Here is a 14,653-nt window from a genome sequence, read left to right as displayed (position 1 = left end):
GATGGTAGATGAAGTACTGCGGACAATGCGTTGTTCTTTAATATTTATTCTTGCGGCTATAAATTTAATTTCCAGGTGTGTGGCTGTTCCCGTTGCAGGTAAAAGCTGCGCCGGTATTAATATTTTTCCAAAGGGAGTGTATCAGCCCATGGAAGTTATCTAAAAATGGCGTTCTTTTTTTTATTTGTAGAGATGTTGGTCCTGGATATAATCGATGCCATATTTTTTAAGATAAGCAATTCCCCATTCACTGGCGAATTCATAGAGGGGGCTGAGTGATTTACCTTCTGCTGTTAAGAAGTACTCCACCCGATATGGTTTGGCGGAAAGGGTATTTTTCCCGATCAATTTATCATGTTCCAGTTCTTTCAGTTGCTGGCTGAGCATTTTTTCTGAGACACCAGGCAGGTTATCCCTGATTTCGGCATAGCTTCTTTTTGTAAAAAAATGCAATTGAAACAGGATTAACAGTTTCCATTTACCGCCAATAAATCCGAGTGTTACATCTACCGGGCAGGTATATATTTTATCGTTGAGTTTGATCATAAGTGATGCGTGTAATCCTGTTATGCCTCTTCCAATACCTGTTTCAGGATATTCAGATAGCCGATATGCTGTTCTGCGTATGAGCAGCTTTCTGTTAGCTGCGCCCAGGCTATCTGCCGTTCCAGGGCGGTATTGATCACTGGTTTGTTGGCGGCTTCAATGATGCCTTCATCTGCCAGTTGTCCGAATCCGGCGGCAATCAATAAAACATCCAATGTAAAAATAAACCGGTAATCATCAAATGCCGGGTCTTCTCTCATTTGTATGATCAGGTCCCTGTCGAGCAATGTTTCATTATAATCTTCAAATGCCATTTTCCCTATTGATTCAATGGTCTTTTTCAGATATTCAATGGTTGGTGTGGCAGGGTGTTGCCGGCGCCACTCCCGGAACAGGATCAGTCCTGTGTCTCCTTCATCTGATCCGAAAGGCGCCAGGTGGTCAGTTGGGTTCCAGAAGAAGTCTTCCGCTATCAGGGTAACAGCACGTGCGTGTGCACGATCTATATTTATATTACAGGTTTTTCCATTCATAATAAGACAGGTTATTTAAAACTAGGTTTTACTCCATCCAATGGTATTGGAGCAGGTTTCTATGCTATGTTTTGTATACCTTTCAAATTCCTCTCCAAATAATTCCTGGTACACAACGTACCCGATAAATCCTACAATTTCAGCCTCCGCATCGCAGGTAGCTTTTGACGGGTTTTCGCTGATCATTTCGTAATAATCCTTTCCCATTCCTACTATAAAACACCGGCAATAAAGGAAGCCATCGTCTGATCCGTCTGTGTAGGCATGAATATCTTCCCGGTCGATCTGAAATAATTTCTCTTCCATGATATGATTAAATCCTGTCAGCTCCTTCTTATCTAGTTGCAAAAGGATATCCCGGATATTATTGGTGATAGCGCCGTATAGTTCACCGGTCAGGTCTTCGATCAATATGGCATCATTGGTTTTCAATGCCGTATTGCGCATTTCCAGTAAGGCCGGTGATGCTGCCCACGCTTCTTCAATAATCTGCCAGAATTTAAGGTCATTCATAAGGTAGAATTAATGGTCATTAAGAATCAGGTGTAAGATATATCCCGGAAACGCAGTGTAAATGCGTAGTGAAATCAACGGTTGGTGAACCTGCATGCCCTGAAAATACGCAATAATTTTCTTTCTTCTCCATCCCTTTATCAAAACTTCCCTTCCGCATAAATTATTTTATTATTAATTCCCGGTCCCCTAAATTTACTTTGTTATTGTTTTCGTGAGGGTACTAAACTTCCAGCTTTGCCAGACATTTCCTTGACTGATGAACGCGATTTGCTGCAAAAGGTTGCCTTGGGTGACGGGGACGCATATACTATCCTGTTCAGGCATTACAGCGGACAGGTATATGATGTGGCCATGCTTTACCTGAGAGACAGTGGCCTGGCCAGGGAAATTGTGCAGGAAGTATTTATGAAGGTATGGCTGAAAAAAGCCGATATGCAGCAGGTAAAACAATTCAAGGATTACCTGTTTATCCTCACCCGGAATCATATTTACGATGGTTTCAAAAAACAGGTAGTGCGGCTTAAAGCCCATGATTTCCATCTCAGAAACCAGCCGGAGGCCCAAAATGATACCGACCACCTGCTGTTGCAGCGGGAATACGACGCTATACTGGACAAAGCGGTATCCGGCCTTCCCCCGGAACGGAAAAAAGTGTACCTGGCCCGCAAACAGGGCTGGAGTAATGAAGAAATCTCCCGGCAGCTGAATATTTCGGTGCATACCGTGAAAAAGCAGATGAGCCTTGCCATGCACGCTGTACGGGCTTTTGTAAAGGCACGTCTGCAAAATGATATTGTTCCCTTCTTACTGTTTTTACTCCTTCTCCGGAAATAATTATTCTCCGAAAAAAAAATTTTCGCTCCGGATACTCCTTTTTTGCCGGTTGCTCGTCTTTACCCCAAATCACCTTCCAAAACGCTGATAATGTCCATGACGGAAGTACAGTTATTACTTGATAAATATAAGAATGGCCGGATCAGCCAGGAAGAACTGCTGCGCTTTCAAGAGATAATTGCCGGTAACGATTATGAGCCGGAGATCAAAGCAGATATCCTGTCGGCCCTGTACAACAACCGGACCCCGCAAAGCGGCTGGACGGAGGAAGATGGTGAAGCCGTTTTACAGCAGATCCTGCAAACGCCCTCCCCTGCAACAGGCGGTAAAACCCGCCGGGTAGTGTGGTATGCTGCGGCAGCCACCTTACTGGGAGCTACCCTGCTTACCGGCGCCATTTATATGAACCGGCAGCAACAACCGGTAATAGCTGCAGCCCGCAAATCCAATCCCCTGGCGCCCGGCACCAATACAGCCGTGCTGGTACTGGCAGACGGCAGCACTATTCCGCTGGACAGCGCCAACACAGGCGCACTGGCCAGGCAGGGCAACAGCAGCATCACCAATTCGGCACAGGGCCTGGCCTATAAGGCAGATGGCACCGCACGGGATATTGTATATAATACGGTAGTAACGCCCCGTGGCGGCCAATACCAGCTTACACTGGCAGATGGCACCCTGGTATGGCTGAATGCGGCCAGCAGCATCCGGTTTCCTACTGCATTTACCGGGAAGGAACGATTGGTGGAGATTTCCGGGGAAGGTTATTTCCAGGTAGCGGCCAATGCACAGCAGCCTTTTAAAGTGAAAGTAAAAGATAATCCCGGCATGGAAGTAAATGTGCTGGGCACCAGTTTCAATATCATGGCCTATTCCGATGAGCAGGCCATTACCACTACCCTGGAAACCGGCGCTGTTCAACTGGTGTATGGCAGCAGCAAAAGCATGCTGCAACCCGGCTTTGGCGGCAGACTGAGCGCCGGCAGCGATGCATTCACCATCGAAAAAGCTGACCTGGAACAGGCCCTGGCCTGGAAAGACGGCAAATTCAGGTTCCGTAATACCAGCATACAAACCATCATGCGCCAGATGGCCAGGTGGTACAATATAGAAGTAGCCTATGAAGGCGATCTGTCGGATATACGTTTAACAGGGATTATTTCCCGGAGAGAAAATGCAGCTTCTTTATTAAAGATTCTATCGGCAACAAAACTGGTTCACTTTGATATTAACGACAACCGGGTAGTGGTAACACCATACGACCCACAGCAGTAAACTATTTGTCCACTTATGAATTGATCATTTTAAATTTTATTAGGTTATGAAGACGTAACTAATTCCACTGCCGGTTGCAAAAAAACCGGAAGCACTGCAATGCTCCCGGCTATAGAAGGCAATCCAACTCCCTGAATCGATTAGAAAATTGAATTATTAAGCCAACAACACAAAAGTATGGAACTACTTGGTACCTGCAAAGTCCCCGGGAAAGGAGGACGTATGCAAAGAAAATTACTGTTGATTATGCGATTAACTGCAATACTCACATTGGTATTCACCCTTAATCTGAGCGCCAAAACATTCTCCCAGTCTGTTACCATCAAAGGGAAACGTCTTCCCCTGTACGATGTTTTCAACAGCATCAGCCGCCAGACAGGTTATGAATTCGTTTACGATGAAAAATTACTGGAGAAAGCTCCCCCGGTTAACCTGAACATGAACCAGGCTTCCCTCACAGAGGTATTGAATGCCTGCCTGAACAACAAACTGTTTAATTATAATATTGTAGACAAAACGATTGTCATCAGCCCGAAAGTCAAAGCAGCAGCGCCTTCCGAAGCGGCCATTGTTACTGTTGATATACAGGGAAAGGTGACTGACTCCAAAGGTCAGCCACTCGTAGGCGCATCTATCCAGGTAAAAGGCACCAATAAGGGAACTGTTACCAATGTGCAGGGTGCTTTTAACCTGGCTGCCAATCCCGGTGATGTGCTGATCATCAGCATCATTGGTTATGAAACCAAGCAGGTAACTGTGGGTAATGATCCCAACATCCAGGTAACGCTGGATATCCAGGACAGCCAGCTGGGCGCCGTAGTGGTAACCGCCCTCGGTATTAAAAGATCGGAGAAATCCATCACCTACTCCACCCAGCAACTGGATGGATTGGAGCTTACCAAAGCCAAAGACCCCAACCTGGTAAATACCCTGAACGGTAAAGTAGCAGGCTTAACTATTTCCTCCAGCGCTTCCGGCGTGGGCGGTTCTGCTAAGGTGATCCTGCGCGGAAGCAAATCAGGATTGGGAAGCAACCAGGCATTGTATGTGATCGACGGGGTACCGATGAATAACACCATCACCAACCAGCCAATCGGTATCTATGGTGGCAGCACCTCCTACGATGGAGGCGACCCGATCTCCAACCTCAACCCGGAAGACATTGAAAGCATTTCCGTATTGAAAGGTGCATCTGCAGCCGCACTTTATGGCAGCCAGGGCGCCAATGGTGTCATCATTGTTACCACTAAAAGTGGTAAAGCGGGTCGTACCGTTATTAATGTATCCTCCGGCTTTACGATGAGCCAGGCGGCTTACAAGCCTAAGTTCCAGAATAACTATGGCCAGGATCCCAATAATACTACCAAAAGCTGGGGCAGTAAAATCAGCGGTGCGGCTGATAATGTGTCTGATTTTTTCCAGACAGGCAACAACTTCACCAATGCTGTTAGCCTGGCGGGCGGTTCTGATAAAGCGCAAACCTATTTTTCCTACGCCAATACTTCCGCAAGAGGTTTGGAAGTGGGCAATAAACTGGGCCGTCATAACCTGAGCTTTAAAGAAACAGGACGTTTTCTGAATGATAAACTCACTGCTTCTGCAGATGTGAATTACATGACCCAGAAAATTGACAACACTCCTTTATCAGGTTTTTACTTCAACCAGCTTACCGGCTTATACCTGTTTCCCCGCGGTGTTGATATCAGCCCATACAGGGACAATTATGAAGTACCTGATCCGGCAAGAAATAACCTGATGGTGCAGAACTGGCCGTTTTCCGAAGATGTTCAGCAAAACCCCTGGTGGATCCTCAACCGGAACACCAACAGCCTTAACAGGAACAGGATCCTGGCTAATGCCAGCCTGAAGTACGACATCAACAGCTGGCTGAATGTACAGGGAAGAGGAAGCATTGACCGGATCAATGATGTATATGAACAAAAAATATATGCAGGTACACAGGCTACGCTGGCATCTAAAAACGGGGGATACAACTATAACAACAATACCACTACCCAGCAATACGGCGACCTCATCGCCAACTTTAACATCCCGGCCAACAACCTTCACTTCACCGGTTTGGTGGGTGGTAGCATCCGCGATGTGAAAACAAAAGGTGATTACCTGGTGGCTGGACAGGAAGGTTTGTGGCTTCCGAATATATTCACTATACAAAACATGAAAACGCTGAATGCCCGCAACTCCGGTACTTTACAGGAGAAACACAGCCAGTGGCAGTCTGTTTTTGGGAGCGTGAATATTTCTTATAAAGACTGGGCATACCTTGATCTTACAGCACGTAACGATTGGGCTTCGAACCTGGCGTTTACCAATCAGCTATCTTACTTTTATCCATCTGCGGGTTTAAATGTGATCCTGAGCCAGCTGCTGAAGATGCCTAAAGCGATTACCTATGGTAAGATCCGTGGATCATACGCTATTGTGGGTAATTCACCATTGGCTTACCAGAGTAATACACCAGACAATACACTGATCACCGGCGGTAACTTTTCAGTGAGAACCCAGGTGCCCTTTACCAACCTGAAACCTGAAAAAACCAAGTCGCTGGAATTAGGTACAGAATGGCGCTTTTTCGACAGCCGCTTGAGCGTGGATCTCACTTACTATAAAACGAATACCACCAACCAGACGATGGAAATTGCAGCACCGTATGCTACCCTGGCGAATACCTACTTTATTAATGCCGGCAATATCCAGAACCAGGGCGTAGAAGCGATGATACGGTATGATGTATTACATGACACCAAACTGAAATGGAATACTGCCATCAACTATGCAGTGAACGACAACAGGATCGTTTCCCTGTCGCCGTATGTAGACCGTTTCAGCCTGCCCGGCGGTGGCAGCGGCGCCAACTACGCTTCCGAGTTTAAAGTGGGTGGTTCCTTTGGCGATATTTACGGTACGGTGTTGAACCGTGATGCGCAGGGTCGTGTGATTATTAATAAAGATGGGGCGCCTTCCCTTGCCGGCGGCCAGATGCAGTATCTGGGCAACGCCAATACCAAATGGCAGTTGGGCTGGAACAACAGTTTCGTTTATAACAACTTTACTTTATCGTTCCTGATAGATGGCAAATTTGGCGGGCAGGTAATGTCTGTAACACAGTCGATGATGGATGGTTACGGCGTTTCAGCTGTTTCCGGAGCAGCGCGTGATGCAGGAGGTGTAAAAGTAAATGGCGTAGATGAAAACGGACAGCCTGTTACTACCGTAGATGCCGAGAAATGGTATAATGTAGTAGGCGGCAGAACCGGCGCTTCAAGTGAATATATGTACAGTGCTACTACGGTAAGGTTAAGAGAAGCATCACTGGGTTATACCATTCCATTGAAGAGCAATGCAGTGAAAGCACTGAAGGTATCTGCCAACGGCCGTAACCTGTTCTACTTCTCTAAGAAAGCACCGTTTGATCCTGAACAGGCGATGTCTACCGCCAACGGACTTGGTGGTGTGGATGTATTTATGTTACCTGCCAGCCGCAGTTATGGCGTTACTTTAAATGCCACTTTCTAATCATTTACCGAAAAACTGAAAACAATGAAACTGTATAATAAAATGAAGCGTTACAGATCAGGTTTGCTGGTAGCTACTGCCGCCCTGGTAACCGGGATGAGTGCCTGTACAAAAAACTTTGAGCGTTATAATACGGATAATACCGGTGTTACTGATGGACAGCTTGGGCCGGACTTTAATTCACTGGGCCTGCTCAAAACTGCAGAGATGTCTATACTCAACTTTTCCGGCGGAGGCGACCCCAACTCCTACCAGGTACAACAGAACCTGAATGCAGATTGCTTTTCCGGTTACTTTATGACGCCTAACCCGTTCAGCAGTTCCAATAACACCAATTATGGTTTAGTGCCGGGCTGGAATGGGGAGGCTTACAAAGTAGGTTACCTGAATGTAATGTCGTCGGTAGTTAAGCTGAGGAACGGCGGATTAGATAAAAACTACCCTGCTGTATGGGCGGTGGCGCAGATAGTACAGGTCACTGCCATGAGCCGTGTAACTGATATCTATGGACCCATTCCGTATAGCCGTGTGGGTGAGGGCTTATCTACCGTTCCTTACGATAGCCAGCAGGATATATACAAACAATTTTTTGTGCAGCTGGACAATGCTACCGCAAGCTTACGTTCACAGATCAGCAGCGGCGCTACGCTTCCATTTGATTTCTCCACCTTCGATGTAGTGTATAACGGCAACTTTAGCCAGTGGCTGCGCTTTGCCAATTCCCTGCGTTTGCGCCTGGCTATGCACATTTCAAAAGTAGATCCTGCTACCGCTAAAACGGAAGGCGAAAAGGCACTGAATCCTGCTAACGGCGGTGTTATAACTGATAATGCAGATGCCATGACCGTAAAGATTACCGGCGACTTTACCAACCCGCTCGTTTTCATCGCGAAAAACTGGGCAGATATTCGTATCGGCGCTTCCATTCAATGTTACCTGTCAGGTTACAAAGACCCAAGGATTTCAAGATATATGGATAAAGCCACCGATCCGGCTACCGCCCTGAAAGGAACATACAAAGGCATACGCATCGGCAGCCTGGTAGATAAATCAAAATACCAGACCTATTCTTCCCTGAATACGGATGATGGCGCCTCTCCGGCGTTTACGCTGAAAACACCTATGCAGGTGATGACTGCTGCAGAGGTATATTTCCTGCGTGCAGAAGCAGCTTTAAAAGGCTGGAGCAATGCAGGCGGAAGTGTGCAGCAACTGTATGAACAGGGTATTACTACTTCCATGACGCAATGGCAGGTAAGCGCACCGGGTTATATAGCAGATGATAAAAGTACCCCGGATGCCTATACTGATCCTAAAAACACTGCCAATAACTCACCTGGTAAACCATCTACTATTACAATTAAATGGGAAGAAGGGGTTGCAGACGACCGGAAGCTGGAACGCATCATTACCCAAAAATGGATCGCTATGTTCCCTGAAGGACAGGAAGCATGGACAGAATTCCGCCGTACCGGTTATCCCAAACTATTCCCGGTAGTGAATAACAATAGCGGTAATACCATCTCAACAAGTGTTCAGATCCGCAGACTGCCGTTCCCGCAAAATGAGTATAGCACCAATCCTGCTACAGTTGCGGCTGCTGTGCAGCTGCTGAGCACACCGGCAGATAACGGTGGTACCCGTCTCTGGTGGGATACCGGAAAATAAAAAGCACTTCATTACATGGCTGCCGGTTAATAGCCGGCAGCCCTATATCCTGATATTCAAAGTTAACCTGAGCATAGTTTGTTATAAGAGCCACCAGACCGGAAAACCCGTAACCCAAATTTGAACCCGGATTTCTTAATCATTTAAACATTCATTCGAGTATGAAAAAACAATTTCCTTCCCTACGGCTATTGGCCGCAGGAACGGCGTGCGCCGCCCTTTTCTTCACCGCATGTAAAAAAGAAAATGCCACCCGCATTCCGGAGCACAACACTACCGGCGCGCATGTAGAAACCGTTACCAAAGCCGGCGGAATTTCCGTTTGCTATGTGGAAGTAAACAACAACAGCTTACTAAACACCGGCAAATACACGTTAACTACCGGCGGGCAGCAGCTGTTTGATATTGCCATTATTTTCGCGGCCAATATCAACTACAATACCACTACCCGTAAAGCGGTACTGTACAACAACCCCAATGTATCCAACGTGCTGGTCAACCGGGCCACGCAAATTGTACCCCTGCAAAATAAGGGGATGAAAGTATTGCTGTCTATCCTCGGTAACCACCAGGGTGCGGGCTTCTGCAACTTTACCAGCAGAACTGCCGCACGCGCATTTGCACAACAGCTTAGCGATACCGTTAGCTACTATGGCCTGGATGGAATTGACTTTGATGATGAGTACGCCGAATACGGCAACAATGGCACCACGCAGCCGAACGACAGCTCCTTCGTGATGCTGGTGGATGAGTTGCGCAAACTAATGCCCTCTAAAATCATTTCGTTCTATTACTATGGCCCGGCTGCTTCCCGGTTATCGTGGGGTGGTAAAAAAGTGGGCGACTTCGCCAACTACAGCTGGAATGCCATTTACGGTAGTTACTCCGTACCTAATGTGGCCGGCCTTACAAAGGCGCAGTTAGGCCCGGCGGCAGTGGATATTCAAGGTACCAGCCAGAGCACTGCCAACTCGCTGGCTACGCAAACAAAGAACAACGGTTACGGCGTTTACCTGTGGTATAATCTTACCGGTACAGATAAACATGTTTATTTCTCCGGTGTTTCAAGTATCCTTTACAACAGTAATGTTACTTATACGCCCTGATAAAAAAAGAAGGGAGCCATTTTTCAAAACAGCTCCCTTCTTTTTACTAATACACCCGTGATCATTTCTTCCACATGGAATAGTACAGCCCCACATAGGTACCACGATGGTCCCATATATTGTCCAGTACCATCTGCCCGATAATAGACCGGGTACCTGCCTTAAATTCTTTCATAAACTCTTTATACGCTGTTTTCAGTGTTTGTCTCAGGTAAGAGCCGTGATATTTGAAAGCATCCGGCCCCAAAGTAATGGTTCTTGCCTTCACATTTTTGGTAACCGCTTCGCTCTGGTTCAATGAGAAACCCACATCCGGTTTTCCTATCTTCAATTTATCTGCGGAGTATTCCGCCAGTTTATTACCGGCTGCAATTTTTGCCTGGTCGCCCACCGCCTGTTTGTAATCTTTGATCATATGGTTCATTCTTCCTGCGTCGGTGCCCCACCCATAGCCCGCTTTCCAGTTCTTGAAAGATTCCAGCGATGCCGATGCGGTTGAAGATATAGCTCCATTCAGCGCACCTGTTTTAATACCTTTCCACACGCTCTTCCAGGTATCCGGCGAGCCGTCGAGGCTTCCGTTAATGGCCCCCATCACCGCGCCTTTCGCCGTTCCTATGGCTACCTGCGCTGCAAAGGTGCCACCTCCCGGCACAAAGGTAAGAGCTGCTGTGGCAGCGCCTATGATGGCCCCGCGCCACATACCGTCCCAGAAGTTCTTGCCGGCCATATCATAAGCCATTCCTTTCTGCAAACCGGAAGATATTGCGGCAAATGCAATCACTGCGATCACGGTAAGCGGATCATCACCGTCGGGATCTACAAACATGGCAGGGTTATTTCCCATGGCCATATACGGGCTACCGTATTGTTCCACTGCATCAGGGCTATGCCATACACCCAGTTGCGGATCATAGAACCTTGCACCGAAATCATACATTTCCAGCCCGGAGTTATCGCTAAACTCACCGTTCTGTATTTCTTTACCCTGGTAAGCATAGCGGTTGGGCAGCTTGTTCCATGCCCGGTCGCTGATGCCGGCCATTGTTAACCCATCAGGATAATAGTGTGTCTCTTCCAGCAGCGGGCCTCTTGTATTTACTACCTGGAGGTTATCAAAGTATACATCCAGGTTGCTTTCATTACTGCAATAAATATACAGGTAGCCACTCTTCGCCATTGGCTGGCTGAGTGAAGAATGTTTCTTCACTACATCCGGCAGGTTGCTCACCAGGTCCGTTCCGTTGGAAACGGGCCTGAACTGGTTATCGAACAGGATCCAGTTAACCGCCGCCTTGGGTGCTACTGTTGGGTTAGGTTGATTGGGGGTGCTTCCCAGCATGGTATTCAGCGGTACCGTAGTAGCGCTTACACTGTTAAGGTTGGTGGAAACGCCATGCAAACTGGAAGTAACTACTGCGGTTCCTGCAAACGCATTTACAAAAGATGCCAGCGTGGAAGTGATGGGATAGGAAGTGGGCGCTACGCCGGTACTATGCCAAACGCTGTTGCACAGGATAGAGATCTTATCGCCTGCCATTACTTTAATGGTGATACCTAAACCGGTCTTATCACCTGTTTGCCCGTTGAGCAGGTATAGCTTATCGCTGTTGGCAGTAACATTACTGTAAGGGTTTACGCTATTAGACGGATTGCCATTATTATTCTGGTTCTGGTAAGTACCGCCGGAGGCGCTGGCCAGCCAGGGCAGCGTGGTAGCTGATTTTATATTTGCCGGCTTAATGTCGTAGAACTGGCTTTCAAAAGCCTGTGCAGTGCCGCCGTTATAGGTAGCATTTTCCAGTGTGGCTGCCGGGTAAATATCTGTTTGCTGTTCGTCGGATAATACCATGCGGGTATTTCCCTGCTGGTCTCCCAGGAAGTAATCAAACACATACCCTGTGATGGCAGTGGGAGCAGCTGCGTTATTATAAACGGGCCTGATGCGGCCTTCTTCCTGCGATATGAACAACAGTTTATCAGTATACTGCAAAGGCGCCAGCGATGCGTTGCTGTAAGCTACGGAACCATAGGTAAATCCATTGATGTACTTCGTGGTAGAAGTAACGTTGGTGGTATAGCTTACGTTATTGTATTTGATGGTGGCGTTATTTTCCGTAGTGGTTTTCTGTACCTTATCTCCCAGCGCATTATACTGGTACTGTATGGTTCCCTTGGTACCAATGCTGAATGTTTGTGGCAGGTCCAGCGTATTATAGCTGATGTTGCTGGTAATGCCGCGGTTATAATCCGTTATTGCATTGCCGTTGGCATCATAGGTATAATCGATCTGCGCGGCAGTTTTCCCTACAGGGTAATGAAAATCGCCCAGCGTTGTTTGCGCGTTATTGGCGTTGTCCATTACATTCTGCAGCTTGTTGCTCACATTCGTATTCTGGTATGTGTAGGTGAGATTATCGATCGTGGTGGAACCTCCCAGCTGAAACCCGTTCCTGCTGAGCGCTGTGATATTGCCGTTAACATCGTATGCCGTGTTGTTAACAGAGAAATCGATATAACTTTTATCCCAGGTGCCGGCGCTGGAATTTTGCAGGAAAGGCGCTGTCAGCAGCCTGTCGCCGTTATCATAGGTGAACTCCATTTTCCTGTTGATGCCATCGCCCTTACTTTTCCAGGTTACGCCGCCATAGTTGCCGTTATATCTTGGGTTGGTATAGGAACTGCCTGCCGCTACTGATGTTGCTTTATCGTATCCTACTTCGAAGCCAAAATAATTCTGGGTGGTATTGGCCAGGTAAGTTCTGTTGGCGCCCAACAGCCATCCGCGGATATTATAATCGTAGTTCATGCTTTCCAGCCCTGCGTTGGCATTGTATGCCGGCGCCAGCTGTTTCTTTTTAAGCATGCCCAGTTCATTATAGGCATTGGCTACGATGGTGGAGTTTACTGTGATGCCGCCTGTTGTAATTTTCTTTGTAATGGTGAGCAGCCTGCCGTTTGCATCATAGGTATTTTTGGAGAAGAGCAGATGCGTTTGCGGATTGGTGCCTGCTTTGTTTTGTGTGGCAAGGTCGCCTACCACTTTTCCTTCCCAGTTGTACTGCCTGGTGGCAATGTCGGTTCCCCCGGTTGTATTAATGCGTTGCACCTGGATATTATTGCCACGGGCATCGTAAAAATTTACCGTGTATTCATATTGCGTACCGGTGCCGCCTATGATTTTTACCTTGCTACCGGTTTGCCGGCCGGCCGTCATGATGCTTTGCGTCATGGGTTGGGCATAGTCGGGAGCAGTGTTATAACTGGTGGTAAAATTAGCATTACCGGTTCCGTTGGCGGTGCTGTTGATGGTAGCGGTGAGCGTAGATGAATTGGTAGCATTCATCCAGGAATAGTCATCGTAAAATGTCTGGCGCAGCATCTCATTTGTATATGATGCTACTGCCGGGTAAGCGGTGCTGGTTTTGGCATTTGTGAGATGAACATCGAGATTGTTATAGTTGGTGGGATCGGTGATCAGCCCTGTTTCCAAAGGCCTGTCCAGCGCATCATACTTAAAGTATTCCCATTTCTGTGCAGTGCGCAGGTTACCATCCTGCTGCATCACAAGCCTGTCCAGCTGGTCATACACCATGCGTACTTCTGCCACGCCGGGGATCTTTTTCACAATCAGGTGGCCGGCATTATCATACTCAAAACGATAGCACAGCTCATCTGCCAGCGCCTGGCTAACCGCCCAGGTTCCATCTACCTGTTTAACAACAGCTGGCGGGATGATGTAGCGAAGCATGCCGTAGTCGTCGTACACATAATAGGTAGCCAGCCACCCGGTATGCGCACTGCCGTTCCCGTTATCAGCGGCAGCGGTAAGCTGTGTTTTCTTTAGTACGGTCTGACCATAGATATCGGTGAATTCAATCACCTGGTGGCCCTGTTCATCTGTATTGATGGTTTTATACAAACTACCTGCGGCATAGCTTCCATCGTTGGTGGGTAAGCTACCGCGGGCAGCCGCTACATTCCATTTCTGCACGGCGTCTGTAGCGGTATTGGTTGCACTGCGGGAAGCCACTGAATGCGTGGCTGTACCTACCCAGTTAGCGCCGGGTGCAAGAATTGAAAGTGTTCTGTTAAGCGGTGAAGCTTCAAATGTTTGCTCGCTGTAGGCCCAGTTTAAACTGTTTGGGCCAACATTGGTTTCACCGGTTTGCCCGGCAAGATAGGTATTGTAAAATGCTACCTGCTGCTGTATGGGGTTTAGCTTCAGATCGCCATTGTTGGTAGTGGAAGCAAACGGCAGGTATTCCAGCTGTTCCCTTCCGTAGTTATCATATACATGAGGGATCACCAGGTCATATCCTGCAGGGCTGCCCTGTTTTACAACGGTTTGCAGCGGTCGTCCCAAACCATCTGTATACTCGGTTACCTGTTCTACTTCCGCACTGGTTTTTGTGCTGATGGATGCAGCACTTGCCACCGGCACTTTTGCCTTCCAGGTGCGCACGCTGTTCACCGGTAACTGGCTGGTGTAGGGCGCCGGCGGCGTTTGTTGTCCCCTCGCCTGCAGGGGAAAGATCATACAGATCAGTACGATGACTGTAATGAGATTTTTATATGGCATGAAACGTTTATTCATAATATTTTTTTTTGTCTGGAACGGATCGATATTCCTTTTTT

Annotated in this window: 9 protein-coding genes; 5 read left to right on the top strand and 4 right to left on the bottom strand. The window is 47.5% G+C overall.

Annotated elements, in window-relative coordinates; translation table 11 throughout:
• Window positions 1–180 precede the first annotated feature (180 nt).
• The 3 genes from ABIE50_RS10705 to ABIE50_RS10695 are packed head-to-tail and all read right to left on the bottom strand — an operon-like array spanning window position 181 to window position 1,592.
• A complete protein-coding gene (locus ABIE50_RS10705; protein ID WP_209863637.1) occupies window positions 181–546 on the bottom strand; it encodes a winged helix-turn-helix transcriptional regulator in 366 nt (121 codons plus the stop codon).
• A gap of 20 nt (window positions 547–566) precedes the next feature.
• The gene (locus ABIE50_RS10700; RefSeq protein WP_209863639.1) at window positions 567–1,079 is read right to left on the bottom strand and encodes a hypothetical protein; all 513 of its coding nucleotides are present in this window, start codon (window positions 1,077–1,079) and stop codon (window positions 567–569) included.
• 21 nt (window positions 1,080–1,100) lie between these two features.
• Entirely contained in the window at window positions 1,101–1,592 is a 492-nt protein-coding gene (locus ABIE50_RS10695; RefSeq protein ID WP_209863641.1) for a DUF4240 domain-containing protein, read from the bottom strand.
• Between the two features lie 237 nt (window positions 1,593–1,829).
• Between ABIE50_RS10695 and ABIE50_RS10690 the strand changes: the two genes are divergently transcribed.
• From ABIE50_RS10690 to ABIE50_RS10670, 5 genes are all read left to right on the top strand, one after another.
• The gene (locus ABIE50_RS10690; RefSeq protein WP_209863643.1) at window positions 1,830–2,429 is read left to right on the top strand and encodes an RNA polymerase sigma factor; all 600 of its coding nucleotides are present in this window, start codon (window positions 1,830–1,832) and stop codon (window positions 2,427–2,429) included.
• Between the two features lie 90 nt (window positions 2,430–2,519).
• Complete coding sequence (locus ABIE50_RS10685; protein WP_209863645.1) at window positions 2,520–3,704, top strand: FecR family protein; 1,185 nt, start codon at window positions 2,520–2,522, stop codon at window positions 3,702–3,704.
• Between the two features lie 246 nt (window positions 3,705–3,950).
• Window positions 3,951–7,241, top strand: coding sequence for a SusC/RagA family TonB-linked outer membrane protein (locus ABIE50_RS10680; protein ID WP_209863647.1), 3,291 nt, complete (start codon window positions 3,951–3,953; stop codon window positions 7,239–7,241).
• Between the two features lie 24 nt (window positions 7,242–7,265).
• Window positions 7,266–8,909, top strand: coding sequence for a RagB/SusD family nutrient uptake outer membrane protein (locus tag ABIE50_RS10675; RefSeq protein ID WP_354027957.1), 1,644 nt, complete (start codon window positions 7,266–7,268; stop codon window positions 8,907–8,909).
• 161 nt (window positions 8,910–9,070) lie between these two features.
• On the top strand, window positions 9,071–10,015 hold the full coding sequence (locus ABIE50_RS10670; protein ID WP_209863649.1) for an endo-beta-N-acetylglucosaminidase H: 945 nt from the start codon (window positions 9,071–9,073) through the stop codon (window positions 10,013–10,015).
• Window positions 10,016–10,076: 61 nt separating this feature from the next.
• On the opposite strand, the gene ABIE50_RS10665 is transcribed toward ABIE50_RS10670, so the two are convergent.
• Window positions 10,077–14,612, bottom strand: coding sequence for a DUF6443 domain-containing protein (locus ABIE50_RS10665; protein ID WP_209863652.1), 4,536 nt, complete (start codon window positions 14,610–14,612; stop codon window positions 10,077–10,079).
• Window positions 14,613–14,653 lie beyond the last annotated feature (41 nt).

Source organism: Chitinophaga sp. OAE865 (assembly GCF_040546735.1).
GTDB classification, from domain to species: Bacteria; Bacteroidota; Bacteroidia; order Chitinophagales; family Chitinophagaceae; genus Chitinophaga; species Chitinophaga polysaccharea_A.
Note: the sequence above shows the minus strand (reverse complement) of the source record. Positions and strands in the feature narration are given on the sequence as shown.

Bases quoted from the DNA above. Each gene is read 5' to 3' on its own strand.
- ABIE50_RS10685 (WP_209863645.1), top strand. From the start codon at position 2,520: ATGTCCATGACGGAAGTACAGTTATTACTTGATAAATATAAGAATGGC.
- ABIE50_RS10695 (WP_209863641.1), bottom strand. From the start codon at position 1,592: ATGAATGACCTTAAATTCTGGCAGATTATTGAAGAAGCGTGGGCAGCA.
- ABIE50_RS10700 (WP_209863639.1), bottom strand. From the start codon at position 1,079: ATGAATGGAAAAACCTGTAATATAAATATAGATCGTGCACACGCACGT.
- ABIE50_RS10680 (WP_209863647.1), top strand. From the start codon at position 3,951: ATGCGATTAACTGCAATACTCACATTGGTATTCACCCTTAATCTGAGC.
- ABIE50_RS10675 (WP_354027957.1), top strand. From the start codon at position 7,266: ATGAAACTGTATAATAAAATGAAGCGTTACAGATCAGGTTTGCTGGTA.
- ABIE50_RS10705 (WP_209863637.1), bottom strand. From the start codon at position 546: ATGATCAAACTCAACGATAAAATATATACCTGCCCGGTAGATGTAACA.
- ABIE50_RS10670 (WP_209863649.1), top strand. From the start codon at position 9,071: ATGAAAAAACAATTTCCTTCCCTACGGCTATTGGCCGCAGGAACGGCG.
- ABIE50_RS10665 (WP_209863652.1), bottom strand. From the start codon at position 14,612: ATGAATAAACGTTTCATGCCATATAAAAATCTCATTACAGTCATCGTA.